At 70.4% G+C, this 18,985-nt stretch carries 14 protein-coding genes; 13 read left to right on the top strand and 1 reads right to left on the bottom strand.

What is annotated here, in order from left to right; all coding sequences use genetic code 11:
• Window positions 1-173 precede the first annotated feature (173 nt).
• From STTU_RS06295 to STTU_RS06270, 6 genes are read left to right on the top strand one after another with little or no spacing between them, the layout of a single operon-like run.
• Entirely contained in the window at window positions 174-1,019 is an 846-nt protein-coding gene (locus STTU_RS06295) for an STAS domain-containing protein (protein WP_043254343.1), read from the top strand.
• The gene (locus STTU_RS06290; RefSeq protein ID WP_043254341.1) at window positions 1,016-1,384 is read left to right on the top strand and encodes an STAS domain-containing protein; all 369 of its coding nucleotides are present in this window, start codon (window positions 1,016-1,018) and stop codon (window positions 1,382-1,384) included. Before STTU_RS06295 ends, STTU_RS06290 begins: the two co-directional genes overlap by 4 nt.
• The gene (locus STTU_RS06285; RefSeq protein WP_043254339.1) at window positions 1,381-1,800 is read left to right on the top strand and encodes an anti-sigma regulatory factor; all 420 of its coding nucleotides are present in this window, start codon (window positions 1,381-1,383) and stop codon (window positions 1,798-1,800) included. Before STTU_RS06290 ends, STTU_RS06285 begins: the two co-directional genes overlap by 4 nt.
• Window positions 1,800-2,837, top strand: a complete 1,038-nt coding sequence (locus STTU_RS06280; protein WP_007820910.1) for a SpoIIE family protein phosphatase — start codon at window positions 1,800-1,802, stop codon at window positions 2,835-2,837. Before STTU_RS06285 ends, STTU_RS06280 begins: the two co-directional genes overlap by 1 nt.
• Window positions 2,834-4,732 carry a hybrid sensor histidine kinase/response regulator gene (locus STTU_RS06275; RefSeq protein ID WP_234019170.1) on the top strand — a complete coding sequence of 633 codons (1,899 nt, stop codon included), beginning with the start codon at window positions 2,834-2,836 and terminating at the stop codon, window positions 4,730-4,732. The genes STTU_RS06280 and STTU_RS06275 overlap by 4 nt, the downstream gene beginning before the upstream one ends.
• Entirely contained in the window at window positions 4,729-6,294 is a 1,566-nt protein-coding gene (locus tag STTU_RS06270; protein WP_043254335.1) for a fused response regulator/phosphatase, read from the top strand. Before STTU_RS06275 ends, STTU_RS06270 begins: the two co-directional genes overlap by 4 nt.
• A gap of 121 nt (window positions 6,295-6,415) precedes the next feature.
• Here STTU_RS06270 and STTU_RS06265 read toward each other — a convergent pair whose 3' ends face one another.
• The gene (locus STTU_RS06265) at window positions 6,416-7,945 is read right to left on the bottom strand and encodes a UDP-N-acetylglucosamine 1-carboxyvinyltransferase (RefSeq protein WP_007820904.1); all 1,530 of its coding nucleotides are present in this window, start codon (window positions 7,943-7,945) and stop codon (window positions 6,416-6,418) included.
• 196 nt (window positions 7,946-8,141) lie between these two features.
• On the opposite strand from STTU_RS06265, the gene STTU_RS06260 reads away from it, so the two are divergent.
• The 7 genes from STTU_RS06260 to STTU_RS06230 all read left to right on the top strand — a co-directional run bounded on the left by STTU_RS06260 (window position 8,142) and on the right by STTU_RS06230 (window position 18,948).
• Window positions 8,142-9,053 (top strand): LLM class flavin-dependent oxidoreductase, encoded by a 912-nt coding sequence (locus tag STTU_RS06260; RefSeq protein ID WP_007820895.1) that lies wholly within the window; start codon window positions 8,142-8,144, stop codon window positions 9,051-9,053.
• A gap of 369 nt (window positions 9,054-9,422) precedes the next feature.
• Window positions 9,423-12,143 (top strand): aconitate hydratase AcnA, encoded by a 2,721-nt coding sequence (gene acnA / locus STTU_RS06255; protein WP_043254333.1) that lies wholly within the window; start codon window positions 9,423-9,425, stop codon window positions 12,141-12,143.
• A gap of 522 nt (window positions 12,144-12,665) precedes the next feature.
• The gene (gene ngcE, locus STTU_RS06250) at window positions 12,666-14,111 is read left to right on the top strand and encodes an N-acetylglucosamine/diacetylchitobiose ABC transporter substrate-binding protein (RefSeq protein ID WP_007820892.1); all 1,446 of its coding nucleotides are present in this window, start codon (window positions 12,666-12,668) and stop codon (window positions 14,109-14,111) included.
• The gene (locus STTU_RS06245; RefSeq protein ID WP_007820890.1) at window positions 14,111-15,148 is read left to right on the top strand and encodes a carbohydrate ABC transporter permease; all 1,038 of its coding nucleotides are present in this window, start codon (window positions 14,111-14,113) and stop codon (window positions 15,146-15,148) included. The genes ngcE and STTU_RS06245 overlap by 1 nt, the downstream gene beginning before the upstream one ends.
• Window positions 15,148-16,158 carry a carbohydrate ABC transporter permease gene (locus STTU_RS06240; protein ID WP_007820888.1) on the top strand — a complete coding sequence of 337 codons (1,011 nt, stop codon included), beginning with the start codon at window positions 15,148-15,150 and terminating at the stop codon, window positions 16,156-16,158. The genes STTU_RS06245 and STTU_RS06240 overlap by 1 nt, the downstream gene beginning before the upstream one ends.
• A 341-nt stretch (window positions 16,159-16,499) precedes the next feature.
• A complete protein-coding gene (locus STTU_RS06235; RefSeq protein WP_007820883.1) occupies window positions 16,500-17,699 on the top strand; it encodes an ROK family transcriptional regulator in 1,200 nt (399 codons plus the stop codon).
• A gap of 118 nt (window positions 17,700-17,817) precedes the next feature.
• On the top strand, window positions 17,818-18,948 hold the full coding sequence (locus STTU_RS06230) for a sugar ABC transporter substrate-binding protein (protein ID WP_043254331.1): 1,131 nt from the start codon (window positions 17,818-17,820) through the stop codon (window positions 18,946-18,948).
• The last annotated feature ends 37 nt before the right edge of the window (window positions 18,949-18,985 follow it).

Raw genomic sequence — 18,985 nt, 5'->3', positions numbered from 1 at the left:
TTTCGCGGGCCCAGCGGTCCGAGCCCCCCAACTCCCGTCGGCCGCCCGCGCGAAGCCCCGCCACCCGACCTCGCCCGCCCCGCGACGGATGCGGAGGGAAGTTGAGGGATGAGTGGAGAAAGCCGCCACGTATGGTGTGCGCTGACATATTCACTTCATTTCGTGAGGACCACGTGACGGCGCAGAGCGGTACGAATCTCCTGGTCAGCGTCTTGGCCGAGCAGCGGGACGCTTTTCTTGAACACTGGGTCGGTGCCGTGAGCGAGGGGCTGCGCGGCCGGCTCTCCAGGGCCGAGCTCGGCCAGGAGCTGGGGGAGTTGTACGACGCCTTCCTGCAAGCCATCCGCGACGGAGGACTGGACAGCGGTGCCGAAACCTTCGGTGAGGTCCGCGGACTGCTGATCGAGCTTTCCCGCACCCGGGCCAGGCACGGCTTCACCCCCTCCGAGACGGCGCGCTGCGTGCTCGCGCTGAAGGACGTCCTCGAACCGACCCTCGCCACCAATCCCGCGGGCGCACGGGCCTACCTGCAACTCGCCCGTCTCCTGGACGACCTCGGTCTGCTCACCACCGAGGCGTACATACGGACCCGGGAGGAGATCATCTCCGCCCAGGCCGAGCAGCTTCTCGAACTCTCCACTCCCGTGGTCAAGCTGTGGGACGGCATCATCGGGGTGCCCCTCGTCGGCACCCTGGACTCCGCCCGTACCCAGGTCGTGATGGAGAAGCTGCTCCAGGCCCTCGTGGACAGCGACTCGACGCACGCCATCATCGACATCACCGGCGTGCCGACCGTCGACACCCAGGTCGCCCAGCACCTCTTCAAGACCGTCGTCGCCGCACGGCTCATGGGCGCGCGCTGCATCGTCTCCGGCATCCGCCCCCAGATCGCGCAGACGATCGTCGCGCTCGGGATCGAGTTCGGCGACATCCCCACCAACGCCACGCTCGCCGACGCGCTGCGCCAGGCACTCCAGGAGAGCGCAAGCGAGAACGACACCTCGGGGAACCTCCTGTGAGCGAGCGTGTGCCGGTCCTGAAGATCGGCAGGGTCCTGCTCGTCTCGATCCAGACGGACCTCGACGACCGGGCGGTCCTGGACCTCCAGGAGGACCTCTCCGAGCGGGTCGTCACCTCGGGCGCCGCAGGCGTCGTCATCGACATCTCCGCACTGGAGATCGTCGACTCCTTCGTCGGCCGGATGCTCGCCACCATCGCCGCGGTCTCCCGGCTGCTCGGCGCCGAGACCGTGGTGGTCGGCATGCGCCCGCCGGTGGCCATGACCCTCGTCGAACTCGGTCTCTCGCTGCCCGGGGTGCGCACCGCGCTCAACCTCGAACGCGGACTCGTGCTCGTACGGCGGCTGTCCGCGGAGACGGAATGAAGGAGTATCCGCAGGCCCGCGAACGCGCCGAAGTCCTCCCGGTCGCGTCCAGCGCCGACGTGGTGACCGCACGGCAGGCGGTCCGCGCGCAGGCCCAGCGTGCCGGGCTGTCCCTCATCCACCAGACGAAACTCGTCACCGCCGCCAGCGAACTGGGCCGCAACATGGTCGTCTACGGTGGCGGCGGTACTGTCAGCGTGGCGACTTTCGAGGAGGGCAGCCGCCACGCGGTGTGGGTCGAGTTCCGCGACGAGGGTCCCGGCATCCCGGATCTCGGCCTCGCCCTGACGGACGGCTGGACCTCGGGCAACGGCATGGGGCTGGGCCTGAGCGGCGCCCGCCGGCTCGTCGACGAATTCAGCCTCGAGTCCTCCTCTGTCGGGACGACGGTACGTATCGTGAAGTGGGGACGATGATGGCGGTGACCTCGCTCGTCGCGGAGTCCGCGGAGGTGCACTGGCTGCCGGCGGGGCCCTCCCTGCCGACGGCCGCGCGCAAAGTGGCCGCCGGCCTCGCGGCCCTGCTCACCGACGCGGCCCGTGCCGCCGCTTTCGAACAGTGCGCGACCGCGATGGCCGGCGACCTGCTCGCGCACGCCCCGGACGGGGTGCTCGCGCTGCGCGCCACGCGGGTCCGCGGTCAGGGGGCGGTCGAATGCCTCAGCATCGACGGCGGCCCCGGTGCTCGCGTACCGCAGCCCGGGGCCCCCGCCCCTCTCGCCCCTCGGCCCGCGCCCCTCGTTCCCCGGTTCTCCGGACTCGAAGGGCTCGTGGACAGCTTCGTCCTGCACAGTGCGCGCGGCGGCACGGTGGCCTGCGCCCGGTCCTGGCTCGCCGCACCGCCACCGCCCGCGCCGCTCCGGCTCGCCGGGCTGACCCGGCCCTACCCGGGCGAGCACGTGGTCGGGGACGCCTGGGCGGTACGAGAGGCCCCCGAGCAAGGCCGGGACGCCGTCCTGGTCCTCATGTGCGACGGACTCGGCCACGGGCCCCTCGCCGCCCTGGCCGCCTCCCGGGCCCTCGAGGTCTTCCGCGACGCCCCCACCACCGACCCCGCCCCCCTGCTCCGGCTGCTGCACGAAGGGATGCGCGGTACCCGGGGCGCCGCGCTCGCCCTCGCCCTCGTCACTCCGGACACGCACCGCGTCAGGCTGGGCGGAGTCGGGAACATCGCCGCCTTCGTGACCGCGGCCGACGCGTCGCGCCACAGCCTCGCCTCGCTCCCCGGGATCGTCGGCTCCGTGCTGCCCGCCCCCCGCGTCTTCGAGGCCCCCTATCCGCCCGGTGCCGTCCTCGTCCTGCACTCCGACGGGCTCTCCGAGCGCCGTCGCGACCCCGCGACCCCGCTCCCCCCGAGCCGCGAACCCCTTCTCGTCGCGGCGCAGCTCCTCAACCAGGCCGCGATTCGCCGCGACGACGCGGGCCTCGTCGTGATCGGCCACGTACCGGCGTGAGCCCCGCCGCGCACGACCTCCTGGAGCTCCGCCTGCGCGAGCCCGGCGACGTCCACGTCCTGCGGCGCTGCGCACAGACCGCGTGCCGCGCCGCCGGCATCAGCGGCAGCGCCCTCGTCCGGCTCACCACCGTGGCCAGCGAGGCCGGGGAACAACTCCTCGGGGCCACGGGCCTGACCGCCCGGCTCCGCCTGGAGGACATCGGGCCGCACGGCGGCGCCGCGCTCAGTGTCCACTTCGGCTGGGGCGACGGCCCATCCCCCACCTCCGCTCTGCTCTCCGCCGCCGCGCGACTGCTCGATCGCGGCACCTACCGTGCGCCCGAGGCGACGACCGGTACCGGGGACGCGACGACGGCCCGTACGGAATCCCCGGCCCGCACGAGCCCGCGTCCGCCCGGCGCGCCCGCCCACGCCCTGCTCCTCGCCCAGTTCCTGCCCGGCCACGCCGCGTGCTCGGACGGTCTCGCCGACGAGGTGCGTACCGCGCTCGCCGTCCCGGGGACCGCCGCCGACCTCATCGAGACCCTGCGCACCCAGAACCGGCAACTCCTCGCCGCCCTGGACGAGTCCCAGCAGCAAGGAGAGGAACTGCGCAGGCTCAACGGCGAGCTGGAGGAGACCAACGCGGGCGTCCTCGCCCTCTACCGGGAACTCGCCGGCGAACTGGAGGAGACCAACAGCGGTGTGGTCGCCCTCTACGCCGAACTGGAGGAGAAGAACCAGGAACTGGAGCTGGTGCAGGCGTACCGCGCCCGCTTCTGGGCCAACGTGAGCCACGAGCTGCGCACGCCGGTCAACTCGGTCATCGCTCTCGCCCAGCTCCTCCTCGATCCGGCGGGAGACCCGCTCTCCGAGGAACAGAGCCAGCAGGTGTCCCTCATGCGCGCCTCCGGCAGCACCCTGCTCGCCCTCGTCGACGAACTCCTCGACGTCGCGAAGGCCGAGTCGGGGCGGCTCGAACCGCTCGTGGCAGATGTCGACCTCCGTCCCCTGCTCCACCAGCTCCGGGGCACCCTGCGCGGGACAGCCCACCCGGAGGTCACCCTCCACGTCCCCGACCACCGTCAGTCCTCGGCGCTCCACACGGATGAGGTCATGCTCACCCGCGTCCTGCGCAACATCCTCTCCAACGCCCTCAAGTTCACGCGGACCGGCCACGTGCGCCTGGAGATCGAGGAGCACGGCACGGACGCCGACGCGCGCTTCGTCTTCCGCGTCACCGACACGGGCGTCGGCATCCCGGAACCCGAGATAGACCGCGTGTTCGAGGAGTTCTACCAGGTACGCGGCCCCCACCAGCGCGGCCGGGCCGGCACCGGCCTCGGGCTCCCCTACGCCCGCCGGCTCACCCAGCTGCTCGGCGGAAGCCTCACCCTGAGCAGCACGCTCGGCAAGGGCACGGTCGTCGTCATCGACCTGCCCGCCCGGCACGACCGGGACCGGGCCCCGCTCGCGACCACCGCACCGGGCACCTCCCCCGAGCGGGCACTGCGTTCCGTCGTGGTCGTCGACGACGACGCGGTGTTCGTGAACACGCTGCGCCCGATGCTCGCCCGGCTCAGCGAGAACGTGATCCACGTCGCCGACAGCTCCCGCGCCGTCGGCGTCATCGCCCGCGAGCAACCCGACGCCGTCTTCCTCGACCTCACGATGCCTGGCAAGGACGGCTACACGGTCCACGCCGAGTGCGCCGCCCACCCCGCCGTCCGGCACATCCCCGTCCTCGTGCTCACCTCCCTCGCCGCCGAGGACGTGGACCGCGGCCGTCTCCCCGGCGCCCACACAGTCCTCCACAAGACCCGCCTCACGCTGCGCACGCTCACCGAAGCCCTCGCCCCGAGCCCCAGCCGCCCCGCCCCGGCAGGCGACCCGAGGAAGACCCCGCAACGATGACCTTCTCCCCGCACGACCAGGGTCCCGCCCGCATCCTCGTCGTCGACGACTCCCCGACCAATCGCTACGTGCTCGCCACCGTGCTGCGCCGTGCCGGACACCACGTCACCGAGGCCGAGGACGGCACCAGCGCCCTCGCCCTTCTCGCGGCGCCCGGACCACCGCCCGAAGTGGCCCTCGTGGACGTACGCCTGCCGGACATGACCGGTTTCGAGGTGTGCGAACGCATCAAGGGCGACCCGGCCACGACGGCCCTGCCCGTCATCAACATCTCCGCCTCGGCCATCACCACCGACGACCGCACTCAGGGCCTCACACGGGGAGCGGACGCCTACCTCGTGGACCCGGTCGCCCCTGCCGAGCTCCTGGCCACGGTCACGGCGACCCTGCGCTACGCCCGCGCCCGCAGACGCGCCGAGAACCTCGCCGACCGGCTGCGTCTCCTGCACACCTGCACGCTGCGCCTCTACCACGCCCGTGACGCCGAGGAACTCGCGCGGGCGGCTGCCGAGGGTGCCGGGGCCCTTCTGCACTGCCGAGCGGCGGCCAGTCTCACCGCCCCGCAGGGCAGCCACCTTCTCGCCCACACCTGGGAGGATCCCGCCGAGAAGGGCCAGGGCCCCGGTCACCGCGTGCACCCCGTACCGCCGAACGAGCGCTTGCCCCTGCTCGCGTGTTGGCCGGGCGTGGACGAGGACCCCGTTCCCTTGCGCGCCGTGACCGGCCATGCCAAGCCCGAACGCCCTCCGGTCACCCTTCTCGTTCCCGCCGACGCCGTCACCGGCGAGGACGAGCACGGGCTGCTCGCCCAACTCGCCCAGGCGAGCGCCCTCGCGCTGGAGGCACTGCGCAGCTACAGCGAGGAGCACGCGCTGGCCCTCACTCTCCAGCGCAGCTTTCTGCCCGCGGCCCTGCCCGTGACGTCCCGCGCCGAACTCGCGGTGCGCTACCTGCCCGCGAACGAACGCACCGAGATCGGAGGCGACTTCTACGAGGCCATCGACACCCCCGGGGGCCTGGTCGTAGCGGTCGGCGATGTCGCCGGGCACTCACTCGACGCGGCGATGGTCATGGGCGAGGTACGGCACGCGCTGCGCGCGTACGCCGCCGAGGGCCACCGTCCCGAGGACATCCTGACCCGTCTCGACCATCTCCTCGCCTGCACCAACCCGCAGGCCACCGTGACCCTCTGCGTCCTGCTCATCGAGCACGCGACAGACTTGGTGCACGTCGCGAACGCCGGGCACCTCCCGCCTCTCGTGCGTTCGCCGGAAGGCGCCTCGTACTGCCTGCGCGAGCACGGCCCCCTCCTCGGTCTCGGCCTTCCCCATCCGCCCGCGCTCCGCGTCACCGTGCCGGCCGGCTCGCTCCTGCTGCTCGTCACCGACGGGCTCGTGGAGCGCCGCGGCGAGGACCTGGAGCAGGGCATACGCCGCCTCACCGAGGCATGGGAGAGTGCGCCCGGGCGCCCCGAAGAGGCGTGTGCCCACGTCCTGGAGCGACTCGCTCCGCAGGGCGAGGACGACGTCGCCCTCCTCGCGGTGCGCCTGCAGAAGCGCTGACGGACGGAAGCAGATCCGCCGGACCCGCCGCCGGGCCGAGCGCGGGCCGACCGGCTCGACGCGGGCACGCGCCCCCGCCCGGCCTCCGGAGCGGGGGCCGAGCGGGGACGACATCGGCGCCTCAGATGTCGCGGAACGTCTCGATCTGCGCCCCCACCGAGTTCAGGCGTTCCGCCAGGTCCTCGTAGCCCCGGTTGATGACGTAGACGTTGCGGAGCACCGAGGTGCCCTCGGCCGCCATCATCGCGAGGAGGACGACGACCGCCGGGCGCAGGGCGGGCGGGCACATCATCTCGGAGGCGCGCCAGCGGGTGGGGCCCTCGACCAGGACGCGGTGCGGGTCGAGGAGCTGGAGCCGGCCGCCGAGGCGGTTGAGGTCGGTCAGGTAGACCGCGCGGTTGTCGTAGACCCAGTCGTGGATGAGGGTCTTGCCCTGGGCCACGGCCGCGATCGCCGCGAAGAACGGGACGTTGTCGATGTTCAGGCCCGGGAAGGGCATGGGGTGGATCTTGTCGATCGGCGCCTCCAGTTTGGAGGGGCGGACCGTCAGGTCGGTCAGCCGGGTGCGGCCGTTGTCCGCGACGTACTCCGTGGAGCGGTCGTGGTCGAGGCCCATCTCCTCCAGGACGGCCAGCTCGATCTCCAGGAACTCGATCGGCACGCGGCGCACGGTGAGTTCGGACTCCGTGACGACGGCGGCGGCGATGAGGCTCATGGCCTCGACCGGGTCCTCGGAGGGCGAGTAGTCCACGTCGACGTCGATGTCGGGCACGCCGTGCACCGTGAGCGTCGTCGTGCCGATGCCCTCGACCCGTACGCCCAGGGCCTCCAGGAAGAAGCACAGGTCCTGGACCATGTAGTTCGACGAGGCGTTGCGGATCGTCGTGACGCCGCTGTTGCGCGCGGCGGCGAGCAGCGCGTTCTCCGTCACGGTGTCGCCGCGCTCGGTCAGCACGATCGGGCGGTCCGGGGCGATCGCCCGCTCCACGGCCGCGTGGTACAGGCCCTCGGTCGCCGTGATGTCGAGACCGAAGCGGCGCAGCGCGATCATGTGCGGCTCGATGGTCCGCGTGCCGAGGTCGCAGCCGCCCGCGTACGGCAGCGTGAAGTGGTCCATGCGGTGCAGCAGCGGGCCCAGGAACATGATGATCGAGCGGGTGCGGCGCGCCGCGTCCGCGTCGATCGCCGCCATGTTCAGCTCGGCCGGCGGGACCAGCTCCAGGTCCTTGCCGTCGTTGATCCAGCGCGCCTTGACGCCGATCGAGGAGAGGACTTCGAGGAGGCGGTAGACCTCCTCGATGCGGGCCACGCGCCGCAGCGTCGTACGGCCCTTGTTGAGGAGGCTCGCGCACAGCAGCGCGACGCACGCGTTCTTGCTCGTCTTGACGTCGATCGCGCCCGACAGATGGCGACCACCGACGACCCGCAGGTGCATCGGGCCGGAGTACCCGAGCGAGACGATCTCGCTGTCCAGGGCCTCCCCGATGCGGGCGATCATCTCAAGGCTGATGTTCTGGTTGCCGCGCTCGATCCTGTTGACCGCACTCTGGCTCGTGGCCAGCGCTTCGGCGAGCTGCGCCTGTGACCAGCCGCGATGCTGACGGGCGTCACGGATGAGCTTGCCGATGCGTACGAGGTAATCGTCTGCCATGGGTGCAGGCTATCTCAGATATGAGATCGTCGCCGCTTGGGGGGTGTGGGGCGCGCGAGGCGTCATACCCGTACAACCCCGGGCGCGGTGAGGGCATTTCAGTCAACCGCGTCCACGCCGCCCGCGCCACTCGGGTGACGGGCGGCCTCTCCGTCGTGGCGTTGCGCCACTCGTGTGCCCGGCCGAGGATGCGCCCATGCGCTACTCCGTGAACATCCCCAACTTCGGTGACTTCGCCGACCCGCGCACCGTCGCCCGCCTCGCCCGCGCGGCCGAGGACGCCGGCTGGGACGGGCTCTTCGTCTGGGACCACGTCCTGCACGACAGGGAGAGCCGGCGCGGCGTGTCGTTCGGCGATCCCTGGATGCTGCTCACCGCCGCCGCGCTCGCCACCACGCGCCTGCGCCTGGGCACCCTCCTCACCCCGGTCCCGCGCCGCCGCCCCCACCAACTCGCCCGCCAGGTCGCCACGCTCGACGCGCTCAGCGGCGGTCGCGTCGTCCTCGGCGCCGGTCTCGGCGGGCCGATCGAGGACGAGTACGGCAGCTTCGGCGAGCCCACCGACCCGCGCGTCCTCGCCGGGATGCTCGACGAGGGCCTCGAACTCCTCGGCCGCTACTGGTCGGGCGAGCGCGTCACGCACCGCGGCACCCACTGGACGGTCGACGACGCCCAGTTGCTGCCCGCGAGCGTCCAGCGCCCGCGCCCGCCCGTGTGGATCGGCGGCTTCTGGCCGAGCCGCCCGCCCATGCGCCGCGCCGCCCGCTGGGACGGCGCGGTCCCGCTCTTCCGCGAGGCGTCGCACGGCACGCCGCCCGATCTCGCGCAGGTCCGCGAGCTGATGGCGTACGTACGGGAGCACCGCGCCGCCTTCGCGCGCGAGCACCCCGAGGCGTACGTACGGGAGCACGCCACGCCCGCGACGCCCTTCGACCTCGTCCTCGGCGGCATCTCGCCGCGCGACCCGGACCGGGCCGCCGAACTGATCGCGCCGTACGCGGAGGCCGGGATGACGTGGTGGGACGAGCGCCAGGCCGGGGACGGCGAGCACATCGACCGGCTCGCGCCCGTCCTGCGCCGCGTGGAGGCGGGCCCGCCCGCGTACTGAGACCTCGCGGCCCGGCGTGACGCGCGCCACGCGCCCGTACCGCCACCGCAATGGCCGTACCGCGCCGGGCCGGGCGAAAGCCGCTATTTCGCCGGGGCATACCCGTACGAAAACGCCCAAGAACTCCCCGTGCTGCGGTCCCCGGGTCGCCCCGTACCGCCCGCTTCCCGGGCAGCGCGGGGCGGCCCGGGGCATGACCGGGCGGGCCGCGTGTACTAGAGTTATCTCGACATCGAGATATCTGCCGAGGCGCACCGCGACCGCCGCCCCGGGTAAGGGTTACCTAACTAAGTCTTACCTTAGCTGACGGGACCGGCGGCATGGCGGCAGCATTGTGGTGGTACGCGCACAGAAATGAAGGAGACTGTCGTGTCGGCGAACAGCTTCGACGCCCGCAGCACGCTGCGCGTGGGTGACGAGTCGTACGAGATCTTCAGGCTGGACAAGGTCGAGGGCTCTGCTCGCCTTCCCTACAGCCTCAAGGTGCTGCTGGAGAACCTGCTCCGCACGGAGGACGGCGCGAACATCACCGCCGACCACATCCGGGCGATCGGCGGCTGGGACTCGCAGGCCCAGCCGAGCCAGGAGATCCAGTTCACCCCCGCCCGCGTGATCATGCAGGACTTCACCGGCGTCCCCTGCGTCGTCGACCTCGCCACGATGCGCGAGGCCGTGAAGGAGCTGGGCGGCGACGCCTCCAAGATCAACCCGCTCGCCCCCGCCGAGCTGGTCATCGACCACTCGGTCATCGCGGACAAGTTCGGCACCAACGAAGCGTTCAAGGAGAACGTGGAGCTGGAGTACGGCCGCAACCGCGAGCGCTACCAGTTCCTGCGCTGGGGCCAGACCGCCTTCGACGAGTTCAAGGTCGTCCCGCCGGGCACCGGCATCGTCCACCAGGTCAACATCGAGCACCTGGCCCGTACGGTCATGGTCCGCGGTGGCCAGGCGTACCCCGACACGCTCGTCGGCACCGACTCGCACACCACGATGGTCAACGGCCTCGGTGTGCTCGGCTGGGGCGTCGGCGGCATCGAGGCCGAGGCCGCGATGCTCGGCCAGCCGGTCTCGATGCTCATCCCGCGCGTCGTCGGCTTCAAGCTGACCGGTGAGCTGAAGCCCGGCACGACCGCGACCGACCTCGTGCTCACCATCACCGAGATGCTCCGCAAGCACGGTGTGGTCGGCAAGTTCGTCGAGTTCTACGGCGAGGGCGTCGCCGCCACCTCGCTCGCCAACCGCGCCACCATCGGCAACATGTCGCCGGAGTTCGGCTCCACCGCCGCGATCTTCCCGATCGACGACGAGACCCTGAACTACCTGCGCCTGACCGGCCGCAGCAAGCAGCAGGTCGACCTGGTCGAGGCGTACGCCAAGGAGCAGGGCCTGTGGCTCGACCCGGCCGCCGAGCCGGACTTCTCCGAGAAGCTGGAGCTCGACCTCTCCACGGTCGTCCCCTCCATCGCCGGCCCGAAGCGCCCGCAGGACCGCATCGTCCTCGCCGAGGCCGCCCAGCAGTTCGTCGCCGACGTGCGCAACTACGTCGCGGACACGAGCGTGGACGAGGCGGGCCAGGAGTCCTTCCCGGCCTCCGACTCCCCGGCCGTCTCCAACGGCGTGCCGAGCAACCCGGCGACCGTGACCGCCCCCGACGGCACGACGTACGAGCTGGACCACGGCGCCGTCACCGTCGCCGCGATCACCTCCTGCACCAACACCTCGAACCCGTACGTCATGGTCGCCGCGGCGCTCGTGGCGAAGAAGGCGGTCGAGAAGGGCCTGACCCGCAAGCCGTGGGTCAAGACCACCCTCGCCCCGGGCTCGAAGGTCGTCACCGACTACTTCGACAAGGCGGGCCTGACCCCCTACCTCGACAAGGTCGGCTTCAACCTGGTCGGCTACGGCTGCACGACCTGCATCGGCAACTCGGGCCCGCTGCCCGACGAGGTCTCCAAGGCCGTCAACGACAACGACCTCGCCGTCACCTCGGTGCTCTCCGGCAACCGCAACTTCGAGGGCCGGATCAACCCCGACGTCAAGATGAACTACCTGGCGTCCCCGCCCCTCGTCGTCGCCTACGCGCTCGCCGGGTCGATGAAGATCGACATCACCAAGGACGCGCTCGGCACCGACCAGAACGGCGAGCCGGTCTTCCTCGCGGACGTCTGGCCGAGCGAGGCCGAGGTCAACGAGGTCGTCGCGAGCGCCATCGGCGAGGATATGTTCGAGAAGTCCTACGAGGACGTCTTCGCGGGCGACGCGCAGTGGCAGGCCCTCCCGGTCCCCACCGGCAACACCTTCGAGTGGGACCCGCAGTCCACCTACGTGCGCAAGCCCCCGTACTTCGACGGCATGCAGATGGAGCCGGCCCCGGTCGAGGACATCTCCGGCGCCCGCGTGCTCGCCAAGCTCGGCGACTCGGTCACCACCGACCACATCTCCCCGGCCGGTGCCATCAAGGCCGACACCCCGGCCGGCAAGTACCTCACGGAGCACGGCGTCGAGCGCCGCGACTTCAACTCCTACGGCTCGCGCCGAGGCAACCACGAGGTCATGATCCGCGGCACCTTCGCCAACATCCGCCTGCGCAACCAGATCGCGCCGGGCACCGAGGGCGGCTTCACGCGCGACTTCACGCAGGACGGCGGCCCGGTCGGCTTCATCTACGACGCCTCGCGCCACTACATCGAGCAGGGCATCCCGCTCGTCGTCCTCGCGGGCAAGGAGTACGGTTCCGGCTCCTCGCGCGACTGGGCGGCCAAGGGCACCGCGCTCCTCGGCGTCAAGGCCGTCATCGCCGAGTCCTACGAGCGCATCCACCGCTCGAACCTCATCGGCATGGGCGTCCTGCCCCTCCAGTTCCCCGAGGGCCAGACCGCCGAGAGCCTCGGCCTCACCGGTGAGGAGACCTTCTCCTTCTCCGGCGTGACCGAGCTGAACAACGGCACGACCCCCCGCACGGTCAAGGTCACCACCGACACCGGCGTGGACTTCGACGCGGTCGTCCGCATCGACACCCCCGGCGAGGCGGACTACTACCGCAACGGCGGCATCATGCAGTACGTGCTCCGCTCGCTGATCCGCAAGTAGGGCTCAGCCGAGCAGGACCGAGGGCCCCTTCCCGTCGCCGGGAAGGGGCCCTTTCGCGTGCTTTCCGGATAAGCCCGGAAAACGGCGCGGCCCATTCCGTGTGCGCCCTCGCGAATTCCCGTGCCCCGTCCCGTACTTCGTTGCGCGGGGGAACAATCGCCGTCGCGCTCGTCCGTAAAAAGCCCTCTGTACTGGGAAGTTGCCGACACGTCCGGCTACCTGGCGTTTCCCGGATGTCTCAACTAGGGAAAGTTCCAAGGCCAATGAGGCTTTCGATCTTGCCCCCCGTGCCGCAAGTGGACTATACCTGTCGGCGACCGCCCGGTCCGGAAAGCCGGACCCGCGCGGAACCGGGGGAGAAGGACACGGACACGCGGGCCGCCACGCCCGCACGCCGCCGTACCGCACCCAACCGGCGCGCATCACCCCGCAGTTCCAGCACGACCCCAGTCACACTTCACCGCGGTGCCGGGGAAGGTCCGGTTCACCGCCTGAGTCCTGGATGAAAGCGAGGACTTGAGCATGGGATCTTCCCGAGCGAACGGCCACGGTCTCGGCCGGCGCGACCTCATCAAGCGCTCCGCCGCGATCGGTCTCGTCACCGTGCCCACGATGAGCTTCCTGGCCTCCTGTGCCAGCAGCGACAGCGGCTCCGACGACAAGCCCGAGAAGAAGGGCACCAAGAGCAAGAAGAACCCGCTCGGCGTCAACGAGAGCGCGCCGCTCGACTTCGTGCTCTTCGACGGCGGCTTCGGCAGCGAGTACGGCAAGGACGCCGTCGCCGTCTACGAGAAGAACTTCCCCAAGGCGAAGGTGAAGTTCACCCCGACCCAGAAGATCCAGTCCACGCTCCAGCCGCGCTTCAACGGCGGCACCCCGCCGGACCTCATCGACAACTCCGGCGCCGAGCAGATGGACATGGGCGTCCTCGTCGGCAAGAAGCAGCTCGCCGACCTCACCCCGCTCCTCGACGCCCCCTCCTACGACGACCCCGCCAAGAAGGTGCGCGACACCCTGCGCCCCGGCATCGTCGAGATGGGCCAGTACGAGGGCGAGGCGTGCTACGTCTTCAACTACGCCTACACCGTCTACGGCGTGTGGTACTCGCAGACCAACCTCGACAAGCTGGGCGTGGAGTACCCCGAGACCTGGGACGACATGCTCAAGGTCTGCGCCACGGCGAAGAAGAAGGGCATCGCGGGCTGGACGTACGCCGGCAAGTACCCGTACTACCTCCCCTTCTCGCTCTTCCCGTTCATCGGCAAGATCGGCGGCCGCAAGGTACTCGACGCGATCGACAACCTGGAGCCGAACGCCTGGAAGGACCCCGCCGTCAAGGCCGGCTTCGAGGCGTACTACGAGCTGTACAAGAAGGGGTACGTCCTCAAGGGCACCCCCGGCCTCGACCACATCCAGTCGCAGACCGAGTGGACCAAGGGCAACGCGCTCTTCATCCCCAACGGCTCCTGGGTCGAGAACGAGGCGGCGAAGACCACGCCGAAGAACTTCCAGATGAAGGTCGCCGCGCCCTCCAGCCTCGACAGCTCGGACGCGCTGCCCTTCGGCACCCTGTGGGCGTCCGGCGGTGAGCCCTTCATCGTCCCGAAGAACGCCAAGAACCCCGACGGCGGCATGGAGCAGCTCCGCGTCATGCTCTCCGAGGCCAGCTCGAAGAACTTCACGCAGAAGGTGAAGTCCCTCTCCGCCCTCAACGGCGGCACCGACGGGCTCGAACTCTCCACCGCCCTCCAGTCCGGCATCGACGCCCTGGACAAGGCCGGCGAGAACGTCCTCAACCCGCGCCTCCAGGACTGGTACGTCGACCTCAACAAGCAGAAGATCGGCGTCGGCGCCCTCGGCGAGATGATGGCCGGGCGCATGACCCCTGCCGAGGCGATCAAGAAGTGCCAGGACTTCGCCGACGCCGCCGCCAAGGACGACTCGATCCCCCACTACAAGCACCGCTGATGGCGAGCGAGTACAGCGACCCCGGAGCCGGGGCGGACCTCGCGTCCGCCCCGGCCGCCGGGCGTACGCGGAAAACAGCCCCGGGCCGCGCGAGCAAGCGCCCCCGCAGTGCCGCCGACCGCGGCAAGTACCCCTTCGTCATCGGCTTCCTGATCGTCCCGCTCGCGCTCTACGCGGTCTTCGTGATCTGGCCGTTCATCCAGGCGATCTACTACTCCTTCACGGACTGGACCGGCCTGAGCCCCGACTTCAAGATGGTCGGGTTCGACAACTACAAGAAGATGTTCGACGACGACACCTTCTGGAAGTCGGCGCAGCACAGCGTCACCTACGTCGTCCTGCTGCCCGTCGTCGTCCTCGGCATCGCCCTCTTCCTCTCGTTCATGGTCAACGTGGGCGGGCGGCGCCGGAAGGGCTCGGCGATCGCAGGCGTGCGCGGCTCGTCCTTCTACAAGATCGTCTACTTCTTCCCGCAGGTCCTCTCGATCGCCATCGTGGCCCTGCTCTTCCAGTTCGCCTACAACCCGAAGACCGGCGCGCTCAACTCCGTGCTGCGCGGCGTCGGTCTCGACAGCGTGCAGCCTGAGTGGCTCGGGGACCCGAACCTCGCCCTGTGGTGCATCATGGCCGTCCTCGTGTGGACGCAGGTCGGCTTCTTCGTGGTGCTCTTCTCGGCCGGGATGGCCTCGATCCCTTCGGAGCTGTACGAGGCCGCGCTGCTCGACGGCGCGGGGCGCTTCACGACCTTCTTCCGCCTCACCCTGCCGCTGCTCTGGGACACCGTGCAGTCCGGCTGGGTCTACATGGGCATCCTCTCGCTCGGCGCGGAAGCCTTCGCCGTCGTCCAGATCATGTCGGTGGGCCCCGGCGGCCCGGCCGACTCCACCACTGTGCTGCCGCTGCTCGTCTACCAGAAGGCGTTCGGCCAGGGACAGGCGGGCTACGCCACGACCATCGGCGTCGCCCTGCTCGTCATCACGCTGATCTTCTCCGGCCTCGTGATGCGGCTGGGCAGGCGCGAGCGGCTGGAGTTCTGATGAAGACCACCGACACCCCATCCCCGGCGGAGCACGGCGAGCCGGCCGACGCGGCCCCGGGGGCCTTCGTCCCCGGGCAGGACGGGCCGGACGGCCCGGAGGGTCCGGGCGGCCCCGAGGGCCCGGTGGGCGAAACCGGCGGTACGGGCACGGCGGGTGCCCCCCGGCCGAGCGGCGGGACGAAGACGGGCGGCGTGCTCAACGTCTTCTCGCACGGCTTCCTCGTGCTCTGGGCGATCCTCGTCGTCATGCCGCTCCTGTGGGCGGTCATGACCTCCTTCAAGGACGACGGGTCGATCTTCAACCACCCGTGGGCCCTGCCGGACTCGCTGCACTTCGACAACTGGTCGCGGGCGTGGACCAACGCCCACATGAGCGACTACTTCCTCCACACGGTCGTCGTGGTGGGCTTCTCGCTCGTCGGCACGCTGCTGCTCGGCTCGATGTGCGCCTACGTCCTGGCGCGCTTCGACTTCCCCGGCAACCGGTTCATCTACTACCTGTTCGTGGGCGGGATGAGCTTCCCGGTCATCCTCGCGCTGGTGCCGCTCTTCTTCGTCATGAAGAACCTCGGGCTGCTCAACACGACGCACGGACTGATCCTCGTCTACATCGCCTACTCGCTGCCCTTCACGGTCTTCTTCCTCACCTCCTTCTTCCGGACCCTGCCGGGCTCGGTCGCGGAGGCGGCGATGATCGACGGGGCGTCCCACACCCGTACCTTCTTCCAGATCATGCTGCCGATGGCCCGCCCCGGGCTCATCAGCGTCGGGATCTTCAACTTCCTCGGGCAGTGGAACCAGTACCTGCTGCCCACGGTGCTCAACACCGACGAGGACAAGAAGGTGCTCACCCAGGGACTCGTGGCCCTCGCCACGAGCCAGGGGTACAAGGGCGACTACTCGGGCCTCTTCGCGGGGCTCGTGATGGCGATGCTCCCGGTGCTCGCCGCGTACATCCTCTTCCAGCGCCAGGTGCAGGAAGGGCTCACGGCGGGGGCCGTGAAGTAGGGGAGCGAGCGGCGCGGGAGCGCGAACGCCCGCCCCGCTCCCCGGGATTCACCCTTCGCGCAAGCGAACTGACATAGCATCGGCCCGACCGGAACGCACCGCGTCCGCCGCAGCCCCACGGGGCGGCGGCGGACGCGGTCTTCCGCGTGTCCCGGGCCGTGCCGCGCCCGGTGACGGCCCGCTCACGCCCGTACAACGAAGTCCGTCAAGGACTTGACTGCGGCAACCCCGACAGCGGAACTTGGAGTTCACAACTTGTACGTGGCCGCCGTCACTCCTTGTGACCGGTCGCGGGTGCCCCGCTGCGGGGCACCCGGTCGAGGGCGGGAGTGGATGGGGCAATGGAGACTCCGGGGTCGCAGTCGTCGCTGCACCGGGCCAATCTGGAACGCGTCGTACGGGCGGTGCGGCTCGCCGGCTCACTGACGCAGGCGGAGATCGCGCGGACGACCGGGCTCTCCGCGGCCACCGTCTCCAACATCGTCCGTGAGCTGCGCGAGATCGGCACCGTCGAGGTCACGCCCACGTCGGCGGGCGGGCGGCGGGCGCGCAGCGTCTCGCTCAGCGGCAACGCGGGCATCGTCATCGGCGTCGACTTCGGCCACACGCACCTGCGGGTCGCGCTCGGCAACCTCGCGCACCAGGTGCTCGCCGAGGAGTCCGAGCCGCTCGACGTGGACGCCTCGGCGGCGCAGGGCCTGGACCGGGCCGAGGAGGTCGTCGCGCGGCTCATCTCGGCGACCGGCGTGGACGAGGCGAAGATCGCCGGTGTGGGGCTCGGCGTGCCCGGCCCGATCGACGTCGAGTCCGGGACGCTCGGCTCCACCTCGATCCTGCCGGGCTGGTCGGGTACCCGCCCGGCCCAGGAGCTGAGCGGGCGGCTCGGGGTGCCCGTGCACGTCGACAACGACGCCAACCTCGGCGCGCTCGGCGAGCTGGTGTGGGGCGCGGGCCGCGGGGTGCGCGACCTCGCGTACATCAAGGTCGCGAGCGGTGTCGGGGCCGGGCTCGTCATCGACGGGCGGATCTACCGGGGCCCGGGGGGCACGGCGGGCGAGATCGGGCACATCACGCTCGACGAGGCGGGCCCGGTGTGCCGCTGCGGCAACCGCGGCTGCCTGGAGACCTTCACGGCCGCCCGCTACGTCCTGCCGCTGCTGCACTCCAGCCACGGCGCCGATCTCACGCTGGAGCGCATGGTGCGCCTCGCCCGCGAGGGCGACCCGGGGTGCAGGCGCGTCGTGGGCGACGTGGGGCGGCACATCGGCAGCGGGGTCGCGAACCTCTGCAATCTGCTCAACCCGAGCCGCGTCGTGCTCGGCGGGGACCTCGCCGAGGCGGGGGAGCTGATCCTCGGGCCCATCCGCGAGTCGGTGGGGCGGTACGCGATCCCGAGCGCCGCGCGGCAGCTCTCCGTCCTCCCCGGGGCCCTCGGGGGCCGGGCCGAGGTCCTGGGAGCGCTGGCCCTCGCGCTGAGTGAAATGGGGGATTCGACCCTCTTGGAAGGGCCGGTTCCGGCCGCACGTCATGCCTTCACTTAGCAAACGCATGACACCGTTGCCATCTCGTTAAGTATTAACTCCTTGACGCCGCTCGCGCGGCCGAGTTGACTTCCAGCCACCTCGGCCGCAGCGACGCGGCCTCGTCAGGGAGGTTTCAATGAACACGCGTATGCGTCGTGCTGCCTTTGCCTTTGCCGCCACCGGTCTGGCCGTCTCGCTGGCCGCTTGCGGGTCCGCCAAGGAGAGCGACGACGGCAAGAAGGACGACTCCAAGGCGTCCTCGTCGAGCAAGTCCAAGGGCGACGCGCTGAAGATAGGTCTGCTCCTCCCGGAGAACCAGACCGCGCGGTACGAGAAGTTCGACAAGCCGCTGATCACCGCCAAGGTCAAGGAGCTGACCAGCGGCAAGGGCGAGGTGATCTACCAGAACGCCAAGCAGGACCCGACCACGCAGAACCAGCAGGTCGAGGCCATGATCACCAACAAGGTCGACGTGCTGATCATCGACGCGGTCGACGCGAAGGCGATCAAGAGCTCCGTGGAGAAGGCCCACCAGGCGGGCATCAAGGTCGTGGCCTACGACCGTCTGGCCTCCGGCCCGATCGACGCATACACCTCCTTCGACAACCAGGCGGTCGGCAAGGCCCAGGGCGAGGCGCTGCTGAAGGCTCTTGGCGGTGACGCCAAGAAGGGCAAGATCGTCATGATGAACGGGGCGATCACCGACCCGAACGCCGCCGACTTCAAGAAGGGCGCGCACTCCGTCCTCGATGGCAAGGTGAACATCGGCAAGGAGTACGACACCAAGGAGTGGAAGGCGGAGAACGCCAACGCCAACATGGAGGCGGCGATCTCGGCCCTCGGCAAGAAGAACGTCATCGGCGTGTACTCCGCCAACGACGGCATGGCCGGCGGCATCATCACCGCCCTCAAGAAGGCCGGCATCGACCCGCTCCCGCCGGTCACCGGCCAGGACGCGGAACTCGCCGGTGTGCAGCGCATCCTGACGGGCGAGCAGTACATGTCGGTCTACAAGTCCTACCCGCAGGAGGCCGACACCGTCGCGCAGCTCGCGGTCGCCGTGGGCAAGGGCGAGGACCTCTCCTCGATCGCGCCCGACAAGGCGGACAACGGCACCAACGACGCCGTCCCCACCAAGATCATCCCCGTGATCTCCCTGACCAAGGACAACGTCAAGGACACGGTCATCAAGGAGAAGTACTACACGCTGGACGAGATCTGCGCCGGCAAGTACGCGAGCGCCTGCGCCAAGGCCGGGCTCAAGTAAGCCGCCCGGTGGCCGGGGCCCCGCGGCCCCGGCCACC

Source organism: Streptomyces sp. Tu6071 (assembly GCF_000213055.1).
Taxonomy (GTDB): Bacteria; Actinomycetota; Actinomycetes; order Streptomycetales; family Streptomycetaceae; genus Streptomyces; species Streptomyces evansiae.
Note: the sequence above shows the minus strand (reverse complement) of the source record. Positions and strands in the feature narration are given on the sequence as shown.

Bases quoted from the DNA above. Each gene is read 5' to 3' on its own strand.
- STTU_RS06260 (WP_007820895.1), top strand. From the start codon at position 8,142: ATGCGCTACTCCGTGAACATCCCCAACTTCGGTGACTTCGCCGACCCG.
- STTU_RS06240 (WP_007820888.1), top strand. From the start codon at position 15,148: ATGAAGACCACCGACACCCCATCCCCGGCGGAGCACGGCGAGCCGGCC.
- STTU_RS06285 (WP_043254339.1), top strand. From the start codon at position 1,381: ATGAAGGAGTATCCGCAGGCCCGCGAACGCGCCGAAGTCCTCCCGGTC.
- STTU_RS06245 (WP_007820890.1), top strand. From the start codon at position 14,111: ATGGCGAGCGAGTACAGCGACCCCGGAGCCGGGGCGGACCTCGCGTCC.
- STTU_RS06270 (WP_043254335.1), top strand. From the start codon at position 4,729: ATGACCTTCTCCCCGCACGACCAGGGTCCCGCCCGCATCCTCGTCGTC.
- STTU_RS06235 (WP_007820883.1), top strand. From the start codon at position 16,500: ATGGAGACTCCGGGGTCGCAGTCGTCGCTGCACCGGGCCAATCTGGAA.
- STTU_RS06280 (WP_007820910.1), top strand. From the start codon at position 1,800: ATGGCGGTGACCTCGCTCGTCGCGGAGTCCGCGGAGGTGCACTGGCTG.
- STTU_RS06230 (WP_043254331.1), top strand. From the start codon at position 17,818: ATGAACACGCGTATGCGTCGTGCTGCCTTTGCCTTTGCCGCCACCGGT.
- STTU_RS06265 (WP_007820904.1), bottom strand. From the start codon at position 7,945: ATGGCAGACGATTACCTCGTACGCATCGGCAAGCTCATCCGTGACGCC.
- ngcE (WP_007820892.1), top strand. From the start codon at position 12,666: ATGGGATCTTCCCGAGCGAACGGCCACGGTCTCGGCCGGCGCGACCTC.